A 24,389-nucleotide genomic window follows, 5' to 3' on the forward strand; every position below is an offset into this window, starting at 1 on the left:
TCCGTGCCGCGATCGGCGAGCGCCATCGCGCCGACGCCGCCGAGCGCGATCAGCGCGAAATTCCACGGGGAAAATGCGTAGATCAGCACCGGCGACGCGTCGGACAGGTAGAGCGCGAGATGCGTGAGCGCGCACAGCACGACGGCCGCGATGCCGAGCGCGACGTGTCGCGCGGCGGGCACCGCGAGCAGCGCGAGCGGCGCGATCAGATAGAACTGCTGTTCAACCGCGAGGCTCCAGAAGTGCGACGTGGAGCCCGGCCAGCCATCCTTGACGACGCCGATCCAGTAATTCGACAGGAACACCGCGTGCCACGCGAGCCCGAGATTGACGCCGCGCTGGTAGAACAGCGCGTGCGCGATCGCGAGCGCGGCGAGCAGCAGGTAATAGACGGGAAAGATCCGCAGCGCGCGCTTCGCGAGGAACAGCGCGAGCGCATGGCGGCGCGTCATGGTGCCGCACTCGACCGCCTGGCGGTTGCGATGCAGCTCGCCGACGATCAGGAATCCGCTGATGAGGAAAAACGTCCACACGCCAAGCTTGCCGACGTCGACGGCAAGGACGTGGCCCTTGTGGGACAGGAAAACGAGGATGACGGCGAGGGCTCGCAGGCCGTCGAGTCCTTTGACGTATCTGGCTTCGCGCATGGAGGCATCCGGGCATTGAGCGAGCCCAGTATAGGTGCGCAAATATCGAACGTAATTCGCATTCGGGTGCCTACGTGAAGGCGTTTTTTGATGCTGGAGCGTCGATGAAATCGGTCGCATGCAAAAAAACCTGCGGGAAACCCCGCGAAAACGCATAAAAGTACTGCACGAAGCGTCAAGGCGCTTGTAGAATCCGGCGTTGAAGCGCGCGCGTTGCACGCTTCGTGTATCCAACGACCACACCTGGTAGGAGAAACATGGCGACTTCCGCAAAAAAGGTGGCCAAGAAGGCTGCCGCACCGGTCACCAAGAAAGTGGCTGCCAAAAAGGCTGCGCCCGCGAAGAAAGTAGTGGCCAAGAAGGTTGTCGCGAAGGCGGCACCGGCTGCTCCGACGCCGCTGAAGGACAAGTTCACGAAGGCATCGCTCGCAACGCACATCGCTGAGCGCGCAGCTGTCGAAGTGAAGGCTGTCAAGGCAGTGCTCGTCGCACTCGAGAACGTCGTGCTGGGCTCGGTCCACAAGAAGGGCGCGGGCGAGTTCACGCTGCCGGGTCTGCTGAAGATCACGGCACAAGTCGTGCCGGCGAAGAAGAAGCGCTTCGGCAAGGATCCGTTCACGGGCGAAGAGCGTTGGTTCCCGGCGAAGCCGGCCAGCGTGCGCGTGAAGGCACGTGCGCTGAAGAAGCTGAAGGACGCGGCAGCGTAATGCCGCGCAGCGGTTGCCGAATGCATGTCGGCAGCCGTTGCGATGTCCGACGATCCCCGTACGCGAAAGCGTGCGGGGATTTTTATTGCGCTGCGCAAATCGCGAATCAGCGAAGCAGCGAAATGGCGGAAGGTTCGATTCGACGCGTGACGCACGACGGAAGACGCGTCGCGCACGCGCGATGACGAACGGCAATCGTCTTCCGCGCATGCAGCGGATCCGCCGCTGCCCGTCGCGCTCGCCGCGGCGGTTGCGTGCGCATCGCGTGGCTCACGCATCGTGACTGAATTCATTCCCGACGAAATCGCAGCCCAGGCCGCCGCGTGCGACACGATCGACCGGCATCTCGGCGCGACGCTGAAGGCGATCCACCTGTTCGGATCGGCGCTCGACGGCGGGCTGAAACCACGCAGCGACGTCGACCTGCTGGTGACGGTGTCGACCCGCCCCGACGAGCCGACGCGACGCGCGTTGATGCTCGACCTGCTCGCCGTGTCGGCGCCGCCCGGTCGCACCGACGGCATGCGCGCACTGGAAGTGACCGTCGTCGCGCACGACGAAGTCGTGCCGTGGCGTCACCCGGCGCGGCGCGAGCTGCAGTTCGGCGAGTGGCTGCGTCGCGACCTCGAAGCCGGCGTTGTCGAGCCGGCGCTCGTCGATCACGATCTGGCGATCCTGCTGACGAAGGTGCGACAGCACAGTGTCGTGCTGGCCGGCCCGCCGGCGGTCGCGCTTTTCGAGCAAGTGCCCGCACGGGATTTTGTCGCCGCGCTGTTGGCCACCGTTGCGCAGTGGAATGCCGAACCGGACTGGCGCGGCGACGAGTGCAACGTCGTGCTCGCACTCGCGCGCATCTGGTACAGCGCCGCGACCGGCAGGATCGCGCCCAAGGACGTCGCCGCGACATGGGTGCTGGAGCGCCTGCCGGAAACATACCGGCCGGTTGTCGCGGCGGCGCGTGCCGCCTATCTCGGCGGCGCGGAAGATGCGGCGGTCCTGTCGGGGGAACCCCTCGCTGCATTCATCGGCTACGCGCGGCGAACGGTCGAATCGATGCTGTCGACGCAGCGGCAGATGCCGCGCACGTGATCGGCCCCAGGGCGACGCCGATGAAGATCATCGGCATTTGCGCGGCAGCCGCACGCGCATGCGGTCGAGCCGGACGCCTGTCGGCGGCCTGGCGCGTCATCGCGCACGCGCGGTGCGACGTGCTGTTTCGTCAGCCGGCCGTCCCGGCGTAGGCGGCTTTCAGTGCGGCGTCGTCGAGCTTGATCATCTGCATCATCGCGGCGGCCACGCGCGTGGCCTTGACCGTGTCCCGGTCGGACACCATCGGGATCAGCGTTTCCGGAACGATCTGCCATGAGACGCCGTAGCGGTCTCTCAGCCAGCCGCAGGCGTCGGCCGTGCCGCCGTTGTCGAGCAGGGCGTTCCAGTAGCGGTCGAGTTCCGCCTGGTCGGCGCAGCTGACCAGCAGCGAGATCGCGTGGTTGAACGTGTCGGTGCGCGGGTGGCTCATCGCGAAGAACGGCTGCCCGAACAGCTCGAACTCGACCATCCGCGTGCCGTCGGTGCCGGGCACCGCGGTGACGCGCACGACGCGCGAATCCGGAAAAATGCCCGCATAGAAGGCGGCGGCTTCTTCGGCTTCCGCCGCGTACCAGAGGAAAGGCGTGATCTTCTGAATCGTCATGGCGTATCTCCTGTCTGTATTGGCCGGGGCGCAAATCGCGTGCCGACCTCGATACGACGAATGAAGACGGTCGAAATCGACACGCCGGGGCGAACGGCCGTCGCACCGGATCCATGGCACCGACAGTGCGGATGGTAGTCGTCCGGCGCGCACATGGCGAGGGCGCCCTGCATCAGGAAATCGGGTTGCCGGCGCATTGCAGCCGCCAGGCGCCGCTGCCGGGCGGGTGATGTGCATCGGGTGCCCGGGTGTCGGCCGTCGGCGCGGGCGGGCCATGCCGGCCTGTTGGCGATGGACGAAAAAAAAGCCAGCCACGGCCGAAACCGATGACTGGCTTTCCAGTTCGGCGGCAAGGCGTCCGAAGACGCCATGCACGCCGGATACGTCGTTTTTAGAACTTGTGGCGCAGGCCGAGTGCGACCAGCTCTTGCGACTTCGTGCCGGCGATGCCGTACGAGCCGATCGAAGCTTGCGCTGCCGACGTCGTGCCGTCGGTGTTGAGCTGCGTACCGCTTGCGTGCTGATAAGCACCAACCAGGTAGACGTCCGTGCGCTTCGACAGCGAGTAGTCGCCGCCGATCGAAACCTGATGGTACTTGGCATCGGTGTTGCCGCTTGCCTTCGTGTACGAGTAGCCGAGACCCAGCAGCAGCGGCGGCGTGACCTGGTACGTTACGAAGCCACGACCCGTGTTGTACTTCTGGGTCGAGCCGAAGCCCGAGAATGCGTCCGGCTTGTACTGCGCGTTGCTGTAGCCGAGGCCGACCGTCACCGGGCCGATCACGTACTGACCTGCAACCTGTGCGATCGCGATCGACTTCGCCGTCACGTAAGCCGCGTTGATCGGGCCGTCGACGATGTTGTCCGACGTCGTCGAACCCCAGCCCGAGCGCAGGCCGGCAGCCGTCGGCGACGGGTTGTTCGCGTAGAAGTAGCCTGCAGCAACGCCGACCGGGCCGTTGTTGTATGCAGCTGCGACCGACCACGTTTGGCCAGCGCCCGTCTTGCCTGCCACGCCGCCGAGGGCGTACATGCCTTCAACCTGGAAGCCTGCGAACACCGGCGACGTGTACTTGATCGCGTTGCTCACGCGCAGGCTGTTGTCGTTGTTGTCGACGTCGCCCGGCGTTGCGAACGTGCTGCCGAAGTAGTTGTCTGCCGTGACTGCCTGGACCAGGTCGACCAGCGGGTCGTACTGGCGGCCGAGCGTCAGCGTGCCGTATTGGTTGCTTTCGAGGCCGACGAATGCCTGACGGCCGAACATGCGACCGCCCTGGTTCAGGTGGCCCGTGCCCGGATCAAAACCGTTTTCCAACTGGAAGATCGCCTTCAGGCCACCGCCGAGGTCTTCAGCGCCTTTCAGGCCGAAGCGGCTGCCTTGCAGGTTGCCCGACAGCATTTGCCACGAGTTGTTACCTTGGCCGTTATTGCCGTGGACGTAGGCGATCGACGTGTCGATCACGCCGTACAGCGTCACGCTCGATTGAGCGTGAGCAGCGCCAGCGGCGCCCAGCAGGGCGAGCGAGAGGGTCGAGAGAGCGAGTTTCTTCATCGTTGAGTATCTCCACGCAAGTGATTCATCGTTATTTGTTGCGGATTGGAGAATAGCTCAGTGCCATCGACGCAAGAAAGCTTAAAAAATAAAGTGTCTCGAAAAGGTAACAGCGAGAAAAAGTCTATATATATCAAGCACATTAACGACTGTTTCTGTTTTTGAAAAAGTTGACAATTGCTGCGGTGCGATTGTTTCGATAGTTGGTGCGCATCGCAGCAGGAAGCCTGTTTCGGCCCGTTGGCGCACGGAAACGGAGGCTTGCAAACGTTTGCGGTTGCGGCAACGAATGCACGCGTATGCAAAGAACGTGTCAATGCCACGCGAATGCGTTTTGGACAGCGTGGTTGCAAAGCGGCGGACGCGTATGCGGGGGCGTGCCGCGATGTCGAGGGCGGGACGATTCAGTCGTCGTGCATGCGATCGGTGGGGCGATCGGTTTGCGCAGAAGCGCTCGGCGCGGCGGTACCCGCGAGCCGATGCGCGTTGCCGCGGGCCGCCGCGAATTCCGCGCCGAGCAGCAGCACGATCGCGGAGAAGTACAGCCACATCAGCAGGACCGCGAACGATCCGGCTGCACCGAATGCACTGGCGGTGCCTGCGTGCGCGAGGTACAGCGCGAACAGTTTCTTGCCGCCGGAGAACAGGATCGCGGACACGACGCCGCCAATCGCCGCATCGCGCCACGCGACGCGCGCATCGGGCAGGAACTTCATCAACGATGCGAACGCGCCCGCCAGCACCGCGATGCCGACGAAGAACTGCACGAGGTTCGTGACGATCACATACGGCGAATTGCCCAGCAGCCAGGTGCCGACGAACGTGATCGCGGTGTCGAGCACGAGCGACACGATCAGCAGGAACGCGACGCCGAGCACGAGCCCGAACGAGATCAGCCGCACGCGCACGAGCCCGAGCATGCTCGACCAGCGGCTTTCGGTGGCGGGCCAGATCACGCTGAGCGCATTGCTGAGCGACGCGAAGGTGGCCGACGCGCCGATCGCGAGCGCGGCGAACGAGATCAAGGTTGCAAGGCCGCCGCGCTCGCCCGCGCGGTGCGCGTTCTGCACGATCGTCTGGATGCTGGCCGCCGCGTCGTCGCCGATCAACTGGTGCGCCTGTTCGAACACCTGGCCGCGCGCGGCATCGTCGCCGTAGAACCAGCCGGCCACGGCGATCACCATCACGAGCATCGGCGCGAGCGAGAACGCGGAGAAAAATGCGATGCCCGCGGCCATGGCGGAGCAGCGGTCGGACGAGAAGCGCCTGAACGCGGTGAGAGCCCAGTTGGCCTGTTGTTGCGCGAGACGGGTGGCTTCGGAGGTGATCTGTCGTTTCATGACGGTTCGGTGGCGCGCGGAACGCGGATCATCGTTGGTAATCAGACAATTCAGTATTGATCCGAGGATTCGAACATAGTTGCGCGAACTGTCTATAATTCCTTTCAGTTTCCCCACCCCCACAATAACGCCGAGACCAGCCATGCTACAAATGTCCCGGCGCCAGTTCCTGAAGGTGACGGCTACGTCGCTTGCCGGATCGAGTCTAGCCCTGATGGGCTTCTCTCCATCCGAAGCGCTCGCCGAAGTCCGACAGTACAAGCTGGCGCGCACCGTTGAAACGCGCAACACCTGTCCTTACTGTTCAGTGGGTTGCGGCATCCTGATGTACAGCCTCGGAGACGGCGCGAAAAACGCCCAGCCGAGCATCATCCACATCGAAGGCGATCCCGACCATCCCGTCAATCGCGGCACGCTGTGCCCGAAGGGCGCGAGCCTGATCGACTTCATCCACAGCCCGAGCCGCCTGACGCACCCCGAGTATCGTGCGCCCGGCTCGGACAAGTGGGAACCGATCTCGTGGAATGACGCGCTCGACCGCATCGCGAAGTTGATGAAGGCCGACCGCGACGCGAACTTCGTCGAGACGGCGGAAGACGGTGCGAAGGTCAACCGCTGGCTGACCACCGGCATGCTGGCCGCATCGGCGGGCAGCAACGAGGTCGGCTACCTGACGCACAAGACGGTTCGCAGTCTCGGGATGCTCGCATTCGACAATCAGGCGCGTGTCTGACATGGCCCGACGGTGGCAGGTCTTGCCCCGACGTTTGGCCGTGGAGCGATGACGAACCATTGGGTCGACATCAAGAACGCGGACGTGATTCTCGTGATGGGCGGCAATGCAGCCGAGGCCCATCCGTGCGGTTTCAAGTGGGTAACGGAGGCGAAGGCGCACCGCAAGGCGCGGCTGATCGTCGTCGACCCGCGCTTTACGCGTACGGCCTCGGTGGCCGACTACTACGCGCCGATCCGCACCGGCACCGACATCGTCTTCCTGGGCGGCGTCATCAACTATCTGCTGACGAACGACAAGATCCAGCATGAGTATGTGAAGAACTACACGGACTTCTCGTTCATCGTGCGCGAGGATTTCGCGTTCAACGACGGCATCTATTCCGGCTACGACGCGGAGAAGCACGCGTACCCGGACAAATCGAGCTGGGACTACGAGCGCGGCGACGACGGCTTCGTGAAGGTCGACCCGACGCTGCAGCATCCGCGTTGCGTATACAACCTGCTGAAGCAGCACTACGCGCGCTATACGCAGGACATGGTTCAGCAGGTCTGCGGCACGCCGAAGGAGAAGTTCCTGAAGGTGTGCGAGATGCTCGCGACCACCGCCGTTCCCGGCCGCGCCGGCACGGTGCTGTACGCGCTCGGCTGGACGCACCACTCGATCGGCGCGCAGATCATCCGCACCGGCGCGATGGTGCAGCTGCTGCTCGGCAACATCGGCATCGCCGGCGGCGGGATGAACGCGCTGCGCGGCCATTCGAACATCCAGGGGTTGACCGACCTCGGGCTGATGTCGAACCTGCTGCCGGGCTACATGACCCTGCCGATGCAGGCCGAGCAGGATTTCGACGGCTACATCAAGAAGCGCGTGCAACTGCCGCTGCGGCCGAACCAGTTGAGCTACTGGAAGAACTACAAGGCCTTCCACGTCAGCTTCATGAAGTCCTGGTGGGGCGACGCGGCGACCGCCGAGAACAACTGGGGCTACGACTACCTGCCGAAGCTGGACAAGCAGTACGACCTGCTGCAGGTGATCGAGCTGATGAATGCCGGCAAGATGAACGGCTACATCTGCCAGGGCTTCAACCCGCTTGCGGCGTCGCCGTCGAAGGTGAAGACGGCAGCCGGCCTCGCGAAGCTGAAGTGGCTCGTGATCATGGATCCGCTCGCGACCGAAACCTCCGAGTTCTGGAAGCATCACGGCGACTACAACGACGTCGATTCGTCGAAGATCCAGACCGAGGTGTTCCGTCTGCCGACCACGTGCTTTGCGGAGGAAAACGGTTCGCTCGTGAGTTCGAGCCGCGTGCTGCAATGGCACTGGAAGGGCGCGGAGCCGCCGGGCGAGGCGCGCAGCGACCTCGAGATCATGTCGGGGCTGTTCCTGCGCATGCGCAAGATGTACCAGACGGACGGCGGCAAGTATCCGGATCCGATCGTCAACCTGACCTGGCCGTACGCGAACCCGGAAAGCCCGACGCCCGAAGAGCTTGCAATGGAGTTCAACGGGAAGGCGCTCGCCGATCAGCCCGATCCGAAGGATCCGGCCAAGACGCTCGTGAAGAAGGGCGAGCAGCTGGCCGCGTTCGCGCAACTGAAGGACGACGGCACGACCGCGAGCGGCTGCTGGATCTTCTGCGGGGCATGGACGCAGGCCGGCAACCAGATGGGGCGGCGCGACAACTCCGACCCGACCGGCATCGGCCAGACGTTGAACTGGGCGTGGGCCTGGCCGGCGAACCGGCGGATCCTGTACAACCGCGCGTCGTGCGACGTTGCCGGCAAGCCGTTCGACCCGACCCGCAAGCTGATCGGCTGGAACGGCAGCGCGTGGAAGGGGGCCGACGTTCCCGACTTCAAGGCGGACGAATCGCCCGAAAACGGAATGGGGCCGTTCATCATGAACCCGGAAGGCGTCGCGCGCTTCTTCGCACGGGCGGGGATGAACGAAGGTCCGTTCCCCGAGCACTACGAGCCGTTCGAGACGCCGCTCGACGCGAACCCGCTGCACCCGAACAACCCGCAGGCGCTGAACAACCCGGCTGCCCGCGTGTTCCCGGACGACCGTGCGTCGTTCGGCAAGGTGGCGGACTTCCCGCACGTGGCGACGACTTACCGGCTGACCGAGCATTTCCACTACTGGACCAAGCATGCGCGGCTGAATTCGATCATCCAGCCCGAGCAATTCGTCGAGATCGGCGAAGACCTCGCGAAGGAAGTCGGCGTCGCGCATGGCGAGCGCGTGAAGGTGTCGTCCAAGCGCGGCTACATCATCGCGGTCGCCCTCGTCACGAAGCGGATCAAGCCGCTGACGGTCGACGGCAAGAAGGTCCAGACGGTCGGCGTCCCGTTGCACTGGGGCTTCAAGGGTCTGACGAAGCCCGGCTATCTCGCCAATACCCTGACTCCGTCCGTGGGTGACGGCAACTCCTATACACCGGAATTCAAGTCGTTCCTGGTGAAGGTCGAAAAGGCGTAAGGGGGAAGAGATGGCATTGCAATCGCTGGATATCAAGCGCGTCTCGGCCACCACGACGCCACCGCCCACGGTGCGCGAACCGGTGACCGGGAGTGTCGCGAAGCTGATCGACGTATCGAAGTGCATCGGCTGCAAGGCATGCCAGACGGCGTGCATGGAGTGGAACGACCTGCGCGACGAAGTCGGCACCAACGTCGGCGTGTACGACAACCCGGCCGACCTGACCGAGCATTCGTGGACGGTCATGCGGTTCTCCGAATACGAGAACCCGGCGGGCGACCTCGAGTGGCTGATCCGCAAGGACGGCTGCATGCACTGCGAGGATCCGGGCTGCCTGAAGGCGTGTCCGTCGCCGGGCGCGATCGTGCAGTACAACAACGGGATCGTCGATTTCCACGAGGAGAACTGCATCGGTTGCGGCTATTGCGTGACCGGTTGCCCGTTCAACGTTCCGCGGATCTCGAAGAAGGATCATCGCGCATACAAGTGCACGCTCTGTTCCGACCGCGTCGCGGTCGGCCAGGAACCGGCCTGCGTGAAGACCTGCCCGACGGGCGCGATCGTGTTCGGCACCAAGGAGGACATGAAGCAGCACGCGGCCGAGCGGATCGAGGACCTGAAGGAACGCGGCTTCGAGCATGCGGGGCTGTACGACCCGCAGGGCGTCGGCGGCACGCACGTGATGTACGTGCTGCACCATGCCGATAAACCGTCGCTGTACCACGGGCTGCCCGACAATCCGTCGATCAGCCCGATGGTGAAACTGTGGAAGGGCATCGCGAAGCCGCTTGCGGTGGCCGGCATCGCGCTGACCGCGCTCGCCGGGTTCTTCCACTACGTCCGGGTCGGTCCGAACGAGGTGAGCGACGAAGAGGAACAGGCCGCGCGCGACGAGGCGCGACGCATCAAGGAGGACGCGAAATGAATCACGACGACCCCAACCTGATCGTCCGCTACTCGGCGAACGAGCGCACGAACCACTGGATCACCGCGATCACGTTCGTGCTGCTCGCGCTGTCCGGGCTCGCGCTGTTCCATCCGTCGATGTTCTGGCTGACCGCGCTGTTCGGCGGCGGCCAGTGGACGCGGATCCTGCATCCGTTCGTCGGCCTCGTGATGTTCGTGTCGTTCGCGATCCTGGTGGTGCGCTTCTGGCATCACAACGCGCTCGACGCGGACGACCGGCAGTGGCTCAAGCAGATCGGCGACGTGCTGACCAACCAGGAAGACAAGCTGCCGCCTGTCGGGCGCTATAACGCCGGACAGAAGCTGCTATTCTTTACGCTGGTGGCGTGCCTGTTGCTGCTCCTGCTGTCGGGAGTCGTGATCTGGCGGCGCTACTTCTCGTTCTACTTCCCGATCGGGGTGATCCGCGCGGCCGCTGTCGTGCATGCCGTGGCGGCCTTCGTGCTGATCGCGAGCATCATCGTGCACATTTACGCGGCGTTGTGGGTGAAGGGCTCGATCGGCGCGATGGTGCGCGGCACCGTCACGCTGGGCTGGGCTCGCAAGCATCACCCGAAGTGGTTCCGTGAAAGCGTGAAATAACGCACCGGAGCGGGGCGGCTCGCCGATCGCGGCGGGCCGGCCCGTCAGCCGTCGGAACCGCCTGAAGCGCCGACCCGTCGGCGCTTGTTTGGGGGCTGTTTGCGCATGGAACGCGCATGCGAATGCCCGAAATCGCTCGCAGGGCAAGGAGTGAGGAGCGCCGTTTGGCCGAGCCAAACGCCCCGAAGGAAGTCCCCTTGGGGGACAAGAGACGAACGACGCCGCCATGTGGGCGATTTCGGGCATTCCCGTGGACTATATTTTTAAATTTGGGGTTGCCACGAGAAGGGCCGCTCGCCGCGTTGCGCTCCTTGCGAATACGTCAGTATTCGCGGCGTCGCGCGTCTTGCGAGCGGCCCGTCTCGTGGCAACGCATGCGCGTTCCATGCGCAAACAGACCCCTTGGAAGACATTTTTGTGACACAACGCATCCTCGAACCGACCGAGATCTCGGCACTCGATCAATCGGCCATCCCGCGCTTTCGCCTGCCGGAGCGCGCCACCGCGTTCTCGGCGCGCGCCGCGCGGCTGCGCAAGCTGGCCGACCTGAACCCGATCAGCGGCTACCTGCGGCTGATGGCTACCGTCGCTGATGCGCAGCACGCGACGCTGCAAACGCTCGAACTCCCGCTGCCGTCGACGGAAGCGATCGCGCGTGCGCAGCAGCATTCGATGCCGCTCGTGCCGGCGCTCGACGGCGAGCGCGATCCGCGCTGGCGTGCCGTGCTGTACGAACTGCTCGACCGCGTCGACGGCGCCGGGCTCGTCAACCCGCAGCTCGCGAAGCTGCTCGACCGGCTGCGCCTGATGGCGCCCGCCGAACTCGACGCGCAAGCCGACGCGATCCTCGCGCTGCGTTTCGCCGAAGTCGACCCGGCTACCGCACCGTTCCTGATGGCCGCGCTGCAGGTCGTCTGGACGGATCTCGCCAGCCGCGTCGCGCCGGCCGACGTCCCGTATCTCGACCAGCCGGGGCTGTGCCCGGTGTGCGGCACGCATCCGGTCGCGAGCGTCGTGCGGGTCGGCGGCCAGTACCAGGGCTACCGTTTCCTGCAATGCGGGCTGTGCACGACCGAGTGGCACATGGTGCGCACGAAGTGCTCGCACTGCGATTCGACGAAAGGCATCGCGTATCACGGGATCGAAGGCGGCAGCGAAGCCGTCAAGGCCGAATCGTGCGACGAGTGCAAGACCTATCGCAAGATCGGCTATCAGGAGAAGGACTACGAGTTCGAGCCGCTGGCGGACGATCTCGCAAGTCTCACGCTCGACCTGCTGATGAACGAAGCCGGTTACCAGCGCAGTTCGCCGAACCCGCTGCTGTGGCCGGATGTTTCGCAGGAAGCGGATTGACGGCAGGGGCCGGGGCGGCGCGCGAGCGCCGGCGCCGGCCCGCTGCCAAGCATGAGACTGGAGCCACCACTACGTGACCGAACCGGGTGTAAATGAACTGAATGCGGTGCTGGCGCGCGTGCCGTCCGTCGAGCGCGTGCTGTCGTCGGCGCCGTTGCAACCGCTCATCGCGGACTACGGCCGCACGCGCGTGCTGAATGCTGTGCGTGCCGAGCTCGACCGCTGGCGTACCGCCGCGCAACACGATCCGGCGGCGGCCGAACCGCTCGACGAGCCGCGCATCGCCGCGACCGTCACGCGCATGCTGGCCGCGCAGAGCGCGGGCGCGGTGCGCATCGTGTTCAACCTGACCGGCACCGTGCTGCACACGAACCTCGGGCGCGCACTGTTGCCCGACGACGCGGTGCGCGCGGTGGTCGACGTGCTCACGCGCCCGGTCAACCTCGAATTCGACCTCGCCACGGGCCGCCGTGGCGATCGCGACGACCTGATCGACGATCTGCTGTGCGAATTGACGGGCGCGGAGGCCGCGACCGTCGTCAACAACAATGCGGCGGCCGTGCTGCTGGCGCTGTCGGCGCTGGCGACGAAGCGGGAAGTCGTCGTGTCGCGCGGCGAGCTGGTCGAGATCGGCGGCGCATTCCGCATCCCCGACATCATGAGCCGCGCGGGCGCCAGGCTGCGCGAAGTCGGCACGACCAACCGCACCCATCTGCGCGACTACGCGGACGCAATCGGCCCGCGCACCGCGCTGCTGATGAAGGTGCACTGCAGCAACTACGCGATCAGCGGCTTCACGAAGGAGACGACGCTCGCCGAACTCGCACCGCTTGCGCGCGAGCACGGACTGCCCGTTGCCGTCGATCTCGGCAGCGGTACGCTCGCCGATCTGTCCCAATGGGGCCTGCCGCACGAGACGACCGTGCAGGAAACCGTCGCCGCCGGAGCAAACGTTGTCACGTTCAGCGGCGACAAGCTGCTCGGCGGGCCGCAAGCCGGCCTGATCGTCGGCGATCGCGCGCTGATCGCGAAGATCAAGAAGCATCCGCTCAAGCGCGCGCTGCGCGTCGGCAAGCTGACGCTCGCGGCACTCGAGCCGGTGCTGCGCCTCTACCAGTCACCCGAATTCCTGCGCGACCGGCTCACGACGCTGCGCCTGCTGACGCGCCCGCAGCGCGAGATCGCCGACGCCGCCGAACGCGTGCGTCCGGTGCTGCAGGCTGCGCTCGGCAGCGGTTTCGACGTGACGGTCGAGCCGATGTTCAGCCAGATCGGCAGCGGCGCGCTGCCGGTCGACCAGCTACCGAGCGCCGGGCTCGTCGTACGCACGGCGGACGGCAAGCGCGGCGGCCGTGCGCTGGCGCAGCTCGAGAAACGGCTGCGCGAATGGCCGCGCCCGGTGATCGGCCGCGTGGCCGACAATGCGCTGCGGCTCGACCTGCGCTGCCTCGAAGCCGCCGACGAGGCGGCGTTCGTCGCGCAATGCGTGCCGCTCGCGGGGCCTGCTGCATGATCGTCGGTACCGCCGGACACATCGACCACGGCAAGACGACGCTGGCGCGCGCGCTGACGGGCGTCGATACCGATCGCCTGAAGGAAGAGAAGGCGCGCGGCATCTCGATCGAGCTCGGTTACGCGTATACGCCGCTCGACAACGGCGACGTGCTCGGCCTGATCGACGTGCCGGGCCACGAGAAGCTGATTCATACGATGGCGGCCGGCGCATGCGGGATCGACTTCGCGCTGCTCGTGATCGCAGCCGACGACGGCGTGATGCCGCAGACACGCGAGCATCTGGCGATCCTGCAACTGCTTGGCGTCACGCATGGCGCCGTCGCGCTGACGAAGTGCGATCGCGTCGACGCCGCGCGCGTGGCCGACGTGCGTGACGAGATTGCCACGTGGCTGAACGACTCGACGCTGGCCGGCGTGCCGATTTTCGAAACGCGTGCGACGGCCGTGGACGATCCGGGCGTCGCCGCGTTGAAGCGCTACCTCGCCGATGCAGCGATCGCATGGCGCGCGCGACGCGACGACGGGCTGTTCCGGCTTGCGGTCGATCGCGTGTTTACGCTCGCGGGGCAGGGCACCGTCGTGACGGGCACCGCGTTTGCCGGCCGCGTCGCGACCGGCGAGACACTCGCGATCGTGCGAACGGGCGGCGCGGCGCGCGTGCGCAGCATCCATGCGCAGAACCGGCCGGTCGAGGCCGGCCGCGCGGGCGAGCGTTGCGCGCTGAATCTGGCCGGGGTCGACAAGGCCGATGTCGAGCGTGGCGATACCGTCGCCGATGCACGGCTCGTTGCGACGTCGCCGCGTCTCGACGTCGATCTGACGCTGCTCGCGGATGCGGGGCTCACGCTGACGCACTGGGCGCCGCTGCACGTGCATCTCGGCACGCTGCATCGCGTCGCGCATGTCGCGCTGCTCGACGGCGACACGCTCGCGGCCGGCCAGCGGATGCGCGTGCAACTGGTATTCGACGAGCCGGTGTTTGCGCTGCCGGGCGACCGGTTCATCGTTCGCAATCCGCAGGCAACGCGCACGGTTGGCGGCGGCCGCGTGCTCGACCCGTTTGGCCCGGCGCGCAAGCGTCGTACGCCTCAGCGCCGCGCATGGCTCGACGCGCTGGCCCAATGGCTCGACGAAGGCCGTCTCGATGCGCTGCTCGCGCAGGCGCCGCTCGGCATCCCGCGTGCAATGCTCACGCATCTGACGGGTTTCGCGCCGAATGCGCTGGCGCTGCCGGAAGATGCGCTGGCGATCGGGCAGCGCGACGCCGCGTCGAACGACGGCGTGGTGATTGCCCAAGCGCACTGGCGTGCGTTGCAGACGCGGGCGATCGATACGCTGCGTGCGTATCACGAGCGCATGCCCGACGAGCAGGGGCTCGACGCCGCACGTTTGCGCCGGATGGCTGCGCCGCTTGCCGGCGATGCGCTGTGGCGCGCGCTCGTCGATGCGCTGGTGGCCGGCGGCGAAGTCGCGCGCAGCGGGCCGTGGCTGCATCTGCCGTCGCATTCGGTGAGCCTCGAGCCGCGCGAGGAAGCGCTGGCGCAGCAACTGCTGCCGCTGATTCACGCGGGGCGCTTCGATCCGCCGTGGGTGCGCGACCTGGCCCGCGACACGGGCGCGGCCGAGGACGCGGTGCGGACCTTGCTGCGCAAGCTCGCGCGGCGCGGTGACGTGCACCAGGTCGTGCGCGACCTGTTCTATCACGCGGATGTCGTGCGCGAGCTGGCGGAGCTGGTCGCGCATCTCGCGACGTCGCGCGACAGCGGGCTCGATGCCGCGACGTTCCGCGACGCGACGGGGCTCGGGCGCAAGCGCGCGATCCAGATTCTCGAGTTCTTCGACCGGGTTGGGTATACTCGCTTCCACCGCGATCTTCACCTCCTGCGGCCTGACAGCGGTTGGGCGGGTATTCAGGCGTAGGCGCTCGTTGTTCTTTTGGTTCTTTTCCCCACGGAAGGCATTCGTATCCGGTGGTACGGCCGGGCTTCAAACCCGGTTGGGGGTGTCAGACACTCCCGGGTAGGTTCGACTCCTGCTGCCTTCCGCCACCCCAGGCTATCCGGTATTCCGATAGCTTCCGCAGACACGCTTCATATCCTTGATTTCAGCGTGATTCATGAGCGCGGCGCGCTTGCGACTACCGTTGATGTCCCGCGCATTGTCCTCATGAAGCATGGGTAGCAATGTGGGTTTGCGGGTAGGGGCGACATGGTTGGACGACAGTTGCATCGACTCAGCGCACGGTGGGTTGCAAACGAGGTGACGCCGGGTCATGACTCGGATGGCCGTGGTCGGCATATGTGGATCGTGAACGACGGGGTGCGGACACCGGCCGTCGGGTACCGTGATTCTGTCGGAGACCTGATCGATCCCGTCCTCGCGCCGAGCGAGTAGCCGCGCAGATCGTCGCTCGATCTATCGCCGGATATCGACGTAACGTTTCGTGAAGCGACGGAAGCGTCGATCCGCGCGCCCTTGCACACTGCCTCGTACTTGGCGCATTGTTGATGCTTGCGAGATGCAGAGGGCCATGACGTGACAATGCGCCCGGATGGACTCGCAGTCGAATGTCGTCAGACGGATCGCTTCTGATCCTGGAAGCGCCCAGACCCGTCCCCACGCGGTTCAGCGGCTTCGTCACGGTTGCCGCGGCGTTTGATTTGGGGTTGCATCATGACACAACCGCTCGTATCGACGAATCGCGCTGGTCCGGAAATCGAAGTCGACGACGTCGAGCGGCGTTTCAGGTCGTTTGCAGACGCGATACCCCATATCGTATGGACGGCCACGCCTGACGGCTCGGTCGACTACGTCAACCGGCGGATCGAGAAGTATACGGAGCTGGGGTTTGCGCAAGTGGAGGGGTGGAACTGGATGTCGACGATCCATCCGGATGACGTGCAAACCGAAGTCGCGCACTGGGAGCGCGCGATTGCAAGCGGTACGGAATACGAAATCGAAATGCGCATATGGCGCATGTCCGATTGCACCTATCGATGGCACCTGGAACGTGCGTCGCCGTTGAAGGATGCGAACGGCAATATCGTGAAGTGGGTCGGCACGGTCACCGACATCGACGACCGCAAGCAAGCCCTGGCCGCGGCCGAGCGAGCCAACCGCGCGAAATCCGACTTCCTGTCCAGCATGAGCCACGAGTTGCGCAGCCCGCTCAATGCGATTCTCGGGTTCGCTCAACTGATGGCGACCGATTCTCCCCCGCCAACCCCGTCGCAACAGGCGAGCATCGACCAGATCCTGCGGGCGGGATGGCATCTGCTCGAACTGATCAACGACGTGCTCGATCTCGCGAAGATCGATGCCGGGCAAGTGGCAATCTCGCCCGAATCCGTATCGCTGGACGACGTCCTGCGAGAGTGCGATTCGATGATCGTGACGCAGGCGCGGCAACGGGGTATCCGGATGACCTTTCCGCAGGGCGAGACGTCATGCCATGTCCGCGCCGACCGCACGCGCGTCAAGCAGGTCCTGACCAACCTGCTGTCGAACGCGGTCAAATACAACTGTCCGTCGGGCGCGGTCGACGTCACCTGCAGCACGCCCGTGCCGGGTCGGGTTCGCGTGAGTGTCAGTGACACGGGGCCGGGCCTGTCTCCGGAGCAGGTGGGTGGGCTCTTTCAGCCGTTCAACCGCCTGGGACAGGAAGCCGGCTCAGAAGAGGGAACGGGCATCGGCCTGGTGGTCGCGAAGCGGTTGATGGAGTTGATGGGTGGCGGCATCGGTGTCGACAGTACGCCCGGAAAGGGGAGTGTCTTCTGGATCGAACTGGATTCGGCGCTTGCGCCGGACATGGCGACGACACTTGCCACAACGTCCGACACGCCGGCTTCGGGCGCGACCGGCAACGATGCAGCCGGGGCGTCCGTGCATACCGTGCTCTATATCGAGGACAATCCGGCCAACCTGAAGCTTGTCGAGCAACTGATCGCGCGGCGCGCGGACCTGCGCATGTTCGGCGCCCCGACTGGCCGGCTCGGCGTGGAACTGGCGCGCAGCGTGCAGCCGCGGGTGATCGTGATGGACATCAACCTGCCCGACATCAGCGGGATCGAAGCGCTCGACCTGTTGCGCACGTATCCCGAGACGGCGGACATTCCCGTCGTCGCGCTCAGTTCGAATGCGATGCCGCATGACGTCGAGGCGGGCCTGGCAGCGGGCTTCTTCCGCTATCTGATCAAGCCGATCAAGATCGCCCCGTTCATGCGCGCGCTTGTTGAAGCCATTGCGCTGGCGACGGCGCGGAAATAGTGTGGGCAGGTCGTCAGGGCTGGAACCATGATCGATTCGTCAGCGATTCTCGACGCCCGGATCCTGGTCGTCGATGATCTGGAAGCCAATATCCTGCTGCTCGAGCAGATCCTGCGCCGGGCCGGGTATGCACGCGTCGAATCGACAGCGGATGCATCCGCCGTCCACGAACTTCATCGCCAGCACCACTACGATCTGATCCTGCTCGATCTGCAGATGCCCGGCACGGACGGTTTCCAGGTCATGGAAAGCCTGAAGTCGCTCGAGGCGGACAGCTATCTCCCGGTCATCGTGATCACGGCCCAGCCGGCTCACAAGCTGCGCGCGTTGCAGGTCGGTGCGAAGGACTTCATCAGCAAGCCGTTCGATCTGGCGGAAGTGTTGATGCGGGTTCGCAACATGCTGGAAGTCCGGTTGCTGCACCGGGAATTGCGCAAGCGCGGCGATGTGCTCGAACAGAAGGTGCGGGAGGTGGAAGCGAGCCATGTGCTGATTCGCCGCCAGAGTAGCGAATTGCAGAGCCTGTATGCGAAGGTCGTGGCCGAGCAGAAGGTGTCGGAGCGGCTGCTGCTCAATATGCTGCCCTATCCCATTGCCGAGCGGCTGAAGGTGCATCTCGACGACATCGCCGGGAGTTTTCCGGAAGTGATCGCGGACCGCTTCGCCGACGTGTCGGTATTGTTCGCCGATATCGTGGACTTCACCGGCTTCTCGGCCGGCATGCGTCCCGAGCAGCTCGTCGAAATGCTCAACGAGATCTTTACCGGCTTCGACACCATTGCCGACCACTGCGGCCTCGAGAAGATCAAGACGATCGGCGATGCGTACATGGCGGCCGCGGGGCTGCCCGTTCCCGCTGCGGATCACGCGACGCGGGCCGCCCACATGGCGCTCGACATGATCGATGCGCTGGCCCGTTTCAACGCGGCCAGACGCTGCAACCTGAAATTGCGAATCGGCATCAACAGCGGCGAGGTCGTGGCCGGCGTGATCGGCAAGCGCAAGTTCATCTACGACCTGTGGGGGGCGGCCGTCAATCTCGCGAGCCGGATGGAATCGCAGGGCGTCGCCGGGCGTGTGCAGGTGACGGAGGCGACGCGAGCATTGCTCGGTGACGTGTTCGTCTTCGAGGAGCGTGGCTTGATCGCGGCGAAAGGGATGGGCGAATTCCGCACGTGGTTCCTGGTCGGCCGAACCGGCGTGTCGCCAAATTGAGGCTGAAATGACCGGCGCGGATCGTCACGCCATTTCGCGGGTTGTCACGGCATCGAATGAAATTGAAGCGCAGTAGTGCCGGCGAATGCGAATGGCGAAACTTGATCGGGAAAAGCACTAAAAGTTTGCGAATTTTTTCCGGGCTATAGTGGAATCACTGAAGGTAGACGCGGCGTCCCTTGCCGATACCGTTCAGGTAATGACTGTAGACGGGTGCTGTATGAAAAATAAAATCGAAAAGACCGCCGGACCGATCTGGGGCGTGGCTGCAGGATTGCTTCTTGCTGCCGCAGGATTGAGTCTCGGTATTTTTCCTGAAGTCCTGCGCAACTCGGGAAGCGCAAATGACTTCATGGCGTCCGGCGCCGCGATGCTGGGCATCTTTCTGGTCGTCTATTCCACGCACGAGTTGCGAAGAAGGCGTTCGCACTGAGCGCTCACGCGCGCTGATCCACGAAGGGTGATCCGGGCCGGCCCGCCGGCTCATGGATGCGCGCGTCCGTCGCGCGCTATGCCTTGGTGATTTCGTGTTGGTAAACGAGTTCGACGATTCGCTTCGTCGGAATGCTGGCGCGCAACCCGTCGACGCTGTCGATCGGAAACCACTTGCATTTCTCGATCTCGTTGTTCGCTTGCGGCGTCTGGTCCGCGCCGACTTCCGCGAAGAACACGTGATGGATCTTGGCGAGCCCGGTGAACTGCATCGAGTAGACGAGATGCTGGCCGGTCATGCCGGTTTCTTCGCACAACTCGCGATGTGCGGCTTCGAGCGGCGTTTCCCCGCGCTTGATCGTGCCGCCGGGAAGCGCCCAGCGCGACGCCGCGCGGGCGACGAGCAGGACTTGTTCGCCGCGGTAGCAGACGATGGTCGCGCGTTCCTTGACCGGGACGGCGCTCGCTTCGGGGGCGTTGATGGGTGCGGGGATCTGGGACATGGTGTGATTCTAACCAGCACAAAACGATCGGCCAAGGCGACCTGACCGGGTTTGACGTTTGATCGCCGTCGACACGCGGCCGATTGCCCCGAGATGTGCCCAAAGCGCAGGGCGGAGTGTGGGGCACATGGCTCGGATCGGCCGGACGCCCTTGCGAGGGCTGGGGGTATGCCGCGTCGCATCGCCGCGATACGTTACGATCGCCGGACTGTCCGTACGCGCTTTCTCCGCGAGCAAGCCTCGCATGGAGCCCGATACGGCGCGCTCAAACGCGGCCGCCGGTAACGTGGGTCGCGACGACCATCGGGAAACCCGCCATGAGAATCATGATTGTCGGCGCCAGCAGAGGGCTGGGCCGTGCGCTCGTTGAAGGCGTCTGCCGCGCCGGCGACACCGTTGTCGGCGTATCGCGCAGGCGTCCGGACGCAGTGACGTTGCCGCCGGGTGTCGAGCTTCAGTGGATCGAGGCCGACATGGCGTCGCCTGCCGAAGCCGCCGCGCACATTGCGCAGGCTGCGCCGTCCGCGTTCGATGTGCTGATCTGCAACGTGGGCATCTGGGAGGCGACAGCCTTCACCGACAGCTACGCGTTCCTGGACGAGCCGGACGATGCGATCGTCGATCTGGTGAACGTCAACATCACGGCTACGCTGCTGCTGCTCAAGCGCCTGGTGCCGCGCGTGCTGCAGTCACGCAAGCCTCAAGTCATCCTGACCGGTTCCACGTCCGCGCTTCGGCAAAGCGGGCGGCCGGAAGTCGCGTTCGGCGCGTCGAAGTTCGCGCTGAACGGCGTGGCCGATGCGTTGCGGGAAGGATTCCGGGGCAGCCGGCTGGCCGTCACGTGCCTGCAACTCGGCAACCTGAACACCGACGATGCGTTGTCCGTTCCGATTGAAGAGGCCGCGGCGCGCGGCGATGGCGGGCTGGTGCCGGTTCACGACGTGGTGGCTGTCGTGCGTACGCTGCTGCATTTGTCCGATGCCGCGTTCGTACGGGAACTGGTGATGCCGGCGATAGCGGACGAGCGGTTTTGAGGGTGACGCGGCGCGGCACGCAATCGGGGCGGCGGGTGGCGTGACCGGGATCGGCCGGTTGGCGATGCGCTGATTGCACAGCCTGCACCGGGAGTTGCAGGTGCCGACTGGTGCGACGCGCGGTGCGGCCCGTCAGGCGCACCGCGCGTCGCGCGGTTCATCCGGTTACTTTTTTTCCGGCAGGAACCAGTTCATCACGAGCGCGCAGATGCCGCCCGTCGCCACGCCCGATTCCAGCACGTTCTTCAGCGCGTGCGGCAGGCTGTTGAGGATGTCCGGCACCTGCGACACGCCGAGGCCGAGCGCGAGCGACACCGCGATGATCAGCAGTGCGCGACGATCGAGATGGACGCCCGAGAGGATGTTGATGCCCGATGCGGCCACCGCACCGAACATCACCATCGCCGCGCCGCCGAGCACGGGTTCCGGCACCGCCTGCAGCACGCCGGCGACGACCGGGAACAGGCCGAGCACCACGAGCATCCCGGCGATCCAGATGCCGACGTGGCGGCTGGCGACGCCGGTGATCTGGATCACGCCGTTGTTCTGCGCGAACACCGAGCTCGGGAACGTGTTGAACACGCCGGCCAGCAACGAGTTCGCACCGTTGACGAGCACGCCGCCCTTGATCCGTTGCATCCACACCGGGCCTTCGACCGGCTCGTTCGAGATCTTGCTGGTGGCCGTGACGTCGCCGATCGCTTCGAGCGACGTGACGAGGTAGATGATCAGCATCGGCACGAACAGCGACCACGAGAAGCCGATGCCGAAGTGCAGCGGCGTCGGCACCTGGAACAGCGCGGCCTGGTGCATGCCGGTGAAGTCGAGGCGGCCGAGGAACGCGGCCGCGAGATAGCCGATGACGAGCGCGATGACGAGCGCGGTGCTGCGCACCCACACGATCGGCACGCGGTTCAGCAGGATGATCGTGCCGAGCACGAGGCCGGACAGTGTCAGGTTCTCCGCGCTCGCGAAGGTGCCCTTGGCCATCGCGCCAAAGCCGCCGCCCATGCTGATGAGGCCGACCTTGATCAGCGTCAGGCCGATCAGCAGCACGACGATGCCGGTGACGAGCGGCGTGATCAGGCGCTTCACGAACGGCAGGATGCGCGATACGCCCATCTCGACGAACGACCCGGCCATCACGACGCCGAAGATCGCGGCCATCACGGTTTCGACCGGCGTGCCTTGCTTGACCATCAGGCTGCCGCCGGCGATCAGCGGGCCGACGAAGTTGAAGCTCGTGCCCTGGACGATCAGCAGGCCGGCGCCCAGCGGGCCGAAGCGCTTGCACTGGACGAAGGTGGCGATACCGGAAATCACCAGCGACATCGACACGATAAGGGTCGTATCGCGGCTGGAGACGCCGAGTGCCTGGCAGATCAGCAGGCCGGGCGTGACGATCGGCACGATGATCGCGAGCAGGTGCTGCAGCGCGGCGACGAAGGCGACCATCGGCGCCGGCCGGTCGTTCGGGCCGTAGACGAGGTCGCGGGCCGAATCTGCGGCGTCGGCGCCGTGGGCGGCGGGTTGGGCGGGGGAGGCGGGTTGCATGGCGAGCGGGCCGGACAAGGTGGAAAGTGCGGCATTTTAGCCGAACGGCCCGCTGCCGCTGCCGGGGAGGCTGCAATAGCGGGGATTCGACGGATCCGGAAAACAGTGGCGGATCGGTGCCCGGGCCGGCCGTGACCGCGGCGCCCGCCGGTCAGCGGGGCTGCCGCGATGCGAGGGCGGTCGGCGCGGTGGTCGGGGCAGTGGTCGCATGGAACCCGGGCAGCTCGGGAATCCGCCGCTCCATGAACTGCAGGAACGTGCGGGTCCGGAGCGGCAGATACCGGCGCGACGCGTACACGAGGTGCAGCGCATGCGGCGGCACCATGTCCCACTTCGGCAGCAGCCGGACGAGCTGCCCGCTGTCGATCAGGTCCTGAACGAGCCACGCGGGCCCGCTGCCCACCGCATGGCCTGCCAGGAAGCATTCCCGTAGTGCCATCGAGCTGTTCACGCGATACCGGCCGCGCACCGGAACGACGACCTGCTCGTCGCCGCGCGCGAAGGCCAGTTCGTTGGCGATGTCGGCGCGCGCGTAGCCGACGTACTCGTGCTTCGCGAGGTCGTCCGGCCGGCGGAGCTTCGGCGCCTGCGACACGTACCCCGGCGTGGCGACCAGCAGGCGCGGCGACGACGCAATGTGGCGCGCCACGGCGTCCGGTGGCAGCAGGTTACCGAGGCGAATGGCGACATCGACGCCTTCTTCTACCAGGTCGATCACGCGGTCGGTCAATTGCAGCTCGACCTCGATCTCCGGCCACGCGGCGAGGAATTCGAGCACGAGCGCGTTCAGCCTCAGCTCGCCCAGCCCCAGCGGCGCATTGACGACCAGCTTGCCGACCGGCCGCACCGTTTGCCCGCGCACCTCGGCCACCGCGCTCGCGTATTCGTCGATCACGCGCTTGCAGCGATCGTAGAACCGGCGGCCTTCGTCGGTGGGCGCGAGGCTCGTGGTCGAGCGTTCGAGCAGGCGAACGCCCAGTTCCTTTTCGAACGCGGCGACGATCTTGCTGATCGTCGGCTGGCCGGTGCCTTCCTCGCGCGCGACCGCCGAGAAATTGCCGAGCTCGATGGCGCGGACGAACACGCGCATGGATCGCAGCGAATCCATCTTATTCCCTTATGGCATGAACCTTATTCAAGTCTCCCACGTTCCTGCGCAATGGGGAATGACCTAACGTTCGTGAACCTTCAATCCCTGATGAGGAGTCGACATGAACGAGGCAACGCAATCTTCGGCACTGGACGGTGCGCACGTCGTGATATTCGGCGGGAGTTCCGGCATCGGCCTCGAGGCTGCTGCCGCCGCCAAGGCGAAAGGCGCCAGCGTCACGCTGGTCGGCCGGACCCGCGCGAAGCTCGAGTCTGCCGCGCAGGCAATCGGCGGCGCGCGCGTCGCGGTGGCCGACATCGCGGACCGCGATGCGGTGCAGGCCGTATTCGACACGATCACGCGTGTCGATCACCTGGTCGTCACGGCCGGCCGGTTCATTGCCGGCAAGCTGAACGAGACCGATCCCGATCACCTGCTTGCCGCGCTGCAGGAGCGTATCGCCGGGCCGGTCTACGCGATCCGGGCCGCGTTGCCGCTGATGCCCGCGACCGGCTCGATCGTGCTGACCGGCGGGCAACTGTCGGATCGTCCGGCCGCGCAGGGCGTGTCCGTCATTGCCGCCGCCGTGCGCGGCGTCGAGGCGCTGGCGCAGTCGCTCGCGCTGGAACTGAAGCCGATTCGCGTGAACGTCGTCGCGCCCGGCTTCATCGAGACGCCGCTGTACGACGCGTTCGGCCCGGAGGCGCGCGACGCGATCCTCGCGGG

Annotated in this window: 20 protein-coding genes and 1 tRNA gene; 14 read left to right on the plus strand and 7 right to left on the minus strand. The window is 65.5% G+C overall.

Annotation, left to right across the window (positions count from 1 at the left end):
* On the minus strand, positions 1-647 hold a 647-nt coding region (locus G3N93_RS12080), incomplete at its 3' end, for an acyltransferase (protein ID WP_206133091.1).
* A gap of 257 nt (positions 648-904) precedes the next feature.
* On the opposite strand from G3N93_RS12080, the gene G3N93_RS12085 reads away from it, so the two are divergent.
* Together G3N93_RS12085 and G3N93_RS12090 are read left to right on the plus strand one after the other, a co-directional pair.
* Positions 905-1,354 (plus strand): HU family DNA-binding protein, encoded by a 450-nt coding sequence (locus G3N93_RS12085; RefSeq protein ID WP_122949246.1) that lies wholly within the window; start codon positions 905-907, stop codon positions 1,352-1,354.
* 279 nt (positions 1,355-1,633) lie between these two features.
* On the plus strand, positions 1,634-2,443 hold the full coding sequence (locus tag G3N93_RS12090) for an AadA family aminoglycoside 3''-O-nucleotidyltransferase (protein WP_206133092.1): 810 nt from the start codon (positions 1,634-1,636) through the stop codon (positions 2,441-2,443).
* 130 nt (positions 2,444-2,573) lie between these two features.
* Here the strand turns inward: G3N93_RS12090 and G3N93_RS12095 are convergent, their stop codons facing one another.
* From G3N93_RS12095 to G3N93_RS12105, 3 genes are all read right to left on the minus strand, one after another.
* On the minus strand, positions 2,574-3,047 hold the full coding sequence (locus G3N93_RS12095; protein WP_174936166.1) for a VOC family protein: 474 nt from the start codon (positions 3,045-3,047) through the stop codon (positions 2,574-2,576).
* 391 nt (positions 3,048-3,438) lie between these two features.
* Entirely contained in the window at positions 3,439-4,599 is a 1,161-nt protein-coding gene (locus tag G3N93_RS12100; RefSeq protein WP_174936164.1) for a porin, read from the minus strand.
* 404 nt (positions 4,600-5,003) lie between these two features.
* Entirely contained in the window at positions 5,004-5,939 is a 936-nt protein-coding gene (locus G3N93_RS12105) for a YihY/virulence factor BrkB family protein (RefSeq protein ID WP_174936162.1), read from the minus strand.
* A 142-nt stretch (positions 5,940-6,081) separates the two neighbouring features.
* Between G3N93_RS12105 and fdnG the strand changes: the two genes are divergently transcribed.
* From fdnG to G3N93_RS12155, 10 genes are all read left to right on the plus strand, one after another.
* On the plus strand, positions 6,082-9,153 hold the full coding sequence (gene fdnG / locus G3N93_RS12110) for a formate dehydrogenase-N subunit alpha (RefSeq protein ID WP_206133093.1): 3,072 nt from the start codon (positions 6,082-6,084) through the stop codon (positions 9,151-9,153).
* A gap of 10 nt (positions 9,154-9,163) precedes the next feature.
* A complete protein-coding gene (gene fdxH / locus G3N93_RS12115; RefSeq protein WP_011355694.1) occupies positions 9,164-10,078 on the plus strand; it encodes a formate dehydrogenase subunit beta in 915 nt (304 codons plus the stop codon).
* Entirely contained in the window at positions 10,075-10,701 is a 627-nt protein-coding gene (locus G3N93_RS12120; protein WP_011355693.1) for a formate dehydrogenase subunit gamma, read from the plus strand. Before fdxH ends, G3N93_RS12120 begins: the two co-directional genes overlap by 4 nt.
* Positions 10,702-11,118: 417 nt before the next feature.
* Positions 11,119-12,054, plus strand: coding sequence for a formate dehydrogenase accessory protein FdhE (fdhE, locus tag G3N93_RS12125; protein WP_206123085.1), 936 nt, complete (start codon positions 11,119-11,121; stop codon positions 12,052-12,054).
* Positions 12,055-12,127: 73 nt separating this feature from the next.
* Complete coding sequence (gene selA, locus G3N93_RS12130; protein WP_174936154.1) at positions 12,128-13,567, plus strand: L-seryl-tRNA(Sec) selenium transferase; 1,440 nt, start codon at positions 12,128-12,130, stop codon at positions 13,565-13,567.
* On the plus strand, positions 13,564-15,489 hold the full coding sequence (gene selB, locus G3N93_RS12135; protein WP_206133094.1) for a selenocysteine-specific translation elongation factor: 1,926 nt from the start codon (positions 13,564-13,566) through the stop codon (positions 15,487-15,489). Before selA ends, selB begins: the two co-directional genes overlap by 4 nt.
* 32 nt (positions 15,490-15,521) lie before the next feature.
* A tRNA-Sec gene (locus G3N93_RS12140) sits at positions 15,522-15,617 on the plus strand.
* Positions 15,618-16,341: 724 nt separating this feature from the next.
* Complete coding sequence (locus G3N93_RS12145; protein WP_374196453.1) at positions 16,342-17,835, plus strand: ATP-binding protein; 1,494 nt, start codon at positions 16,342-16,344, stop codon at positions 17,833-17,835.
* Between the two features lie 27 nt (positions 17,836-17,862).
* Entirely contained in the window at positions 17,863-19,050 is a 1,188-nt protein-coding gene (locus G3N93_RS12150) for an adenylate/guanylate cyclase domain-containing protein (protein ID WP_206133096.1), read from the plus strand.
* Positions 19,051-19,270: 220 nt separating this feature from the next.
* A complete protein-coding gene (locus tag G3N93_RS12155; RefSeq protein WP_174936144.1) occupies positions 19,271-19,483 on the plus strand; it encodes a hypothetical protein in 213 nt (70 codons plus the stop codon).
* Positions 19,484-19,559: 76 nt separating this feature from the next.
* Here G3N93_RS12155 and G3N93_RS12160 read toward each other — a convergent pair whose 3' ends face one another.
* Complete coding sequence (locus G3N93_RS12160) at positions 19,560-19,985, minus strand: NUDIX hydrolase (protein ID WP_174936142.1); 426 nt, start codon at positions 19,983-19,985, stop codon at positions 19,560-19,562.
* 317 nt (positions 19,986-20,302) lie between these two features.
* Between G3N93_RS12160 and G3N93_RS12165 the strand changes: the two genes are divergently transcribed.
* On the plus strand, positions 20,303-21,019 hold the full coding sequence (locus G3N93_RS12165; RefSeq protein ID WP_174936215.1) for an SDR family oxidoreductase: 717 nt from the start codon (positions 20,303-20,305) through the stop codon (positions 21,017-21,019).
* A gap of 165 nt (positions 21,020-21,184) precedes the next feature.
* On the opposite strand, the gene G3N93_RS12170 is transcribed toward G3N93_RS12165, so the two are convergent.
* Complete coding sequence (locus tag G3N93_RS12170; RefSeq protein ID WP_174936141.1) at positions 21,185-22,573, minus strand: nucleobase:cation symporter-2 family protein; 1,389 nt, start codon at positions 22,571-22,573, stop codon at positions 21,185-21,187.
* 151 nt (positions 22,574-22,724) lie between these two features.
* Positions 22,725-23,681, minus strand: coding sequence for a LysR family transcriptional regulator (locus G3N93_RS12175; RefSeq protein WP_206123459.1), 957 nt, complete (start codon positions 23,679-23,681; stop codon positions 22,725-22,727).
* 103 nt (positions 23,682-23,784) lie between these two features.
* On the opposite strand from G3N93_RS12175, the gene G3N93_RS12180 reads away from it, so the two are divergent.
* Positions 23,785-24,389, plus strand: a 605-nt coding sequence (locus G3N93_RS12180; protein ID WP_206133097.1) for an SDR family NAD(P)-dependent oxidoreductase, incomplete at its 3' end; no start/stop codon positions are given.

This window comes from Burkholderia sp. Se-20378, from assembly GCF_017104665.1.
Classification (GTDB): Bacteria; Pseudomonadota; Gammaproteobacteria; order Burkholderiales; family Burkholderiaceae; genus Burkholderia; species Burkholderia lata.

Excerpts from the sequence above, each read along its gene's own strand:
- G3N93_RS12085 (WP_122949246.1), top strand. The coding sequence starts at position 905 with ATGGCGACTTCCGCAAAAAAGGTGGCCAAGAAGGCTGCCGCACCGGTC.
- G3N93_RS12095 (WP_174936166.1), bottom strand. The coding sequence starts at position 3,047 with ATGACGATTCAGAAGATCACGCCTTTCCTCTGGTACGCGGCGGAAGCC.
- G3N93_RS12100 (WP_174936164.1), bottom strand. The coding sequence starts at position 4,599 with ATGAAGAAACTCGCTCTCTCGACCCTCTCGCTCGCCCTGCTGGGCGCC.
- G3N93_RS12105 (WP_174936162.1), bottom strand. The coding sequence starts at position 5,939 with ATGAAACGACAGATCACCTCCGAAGCCACCCGTCTCGCGCAACAACAG.
- fdxH (WP_011355694.1), top strand. The coding sequence starts at position 9,164 with ATGGCATTGCAATCGCTGGATATCAAGCGCGTCTCGGCCACCACGACG.
- G3N93_RS12120 (WP_011355693.1), top strand. The coding sequence starts at position 10,075 with ATGAATCACGACGACCCCAACCTGATCGTCCGCTACTCGGCGAACGAG.
- selB (WP_206133094.1), top strand. The coding sequence starts at position 13,564 with ATGATCGTCGGTACCGCCGGACACATCGACCACGGCAAGACGACGCTG.
- G3N93_RS12150 (WP_206133096.1), top strand. The coding sequence starts at position 17,863 with ATGATCGATTCGTCAGCGATTCTCGACGCCCGGATCCTGGTCGTCGAT.
- G3N93_RS12155 (WP_174936144.1), top strand. The coding sequence starts at position 19,271 with ATGAAAAATAAAATCGAAAAGACCGCCGGACCGATCTGGGGCGTGGCT.
- G3N93_RS12160 (WP_174936142.1), bottom strand. The coding sequence starts at position 19,985 with ATGTCCCAGATCCCCGCACCCATCAACGCCCCCGAAGCGAGCGCCGTC.
- G3N93_RS12165 (WP_174936215.1), top strand. The coding sequence starts at position 20,303 with ATGAGAATCATGATTGTCGGCGCCAGCAGAGGGCTGGGCCGTGCGCTC.
- G3N93_RS12170 (WP_174936141.1), bottom strand. The coding sequence starts at position 22,573 with ATGCAACCCGCCTCCCCCGCCCAACCCGCCGCCCACGGCGCCGACGCC.
- G3N93_RS12175 (WP_206123459.1), bottom strand. The coding sequence starts at position 23,681 with ATGGATTCGCTGCGATCCATGCGCGTGTTCGTCCGCGCCATCGAGCTC.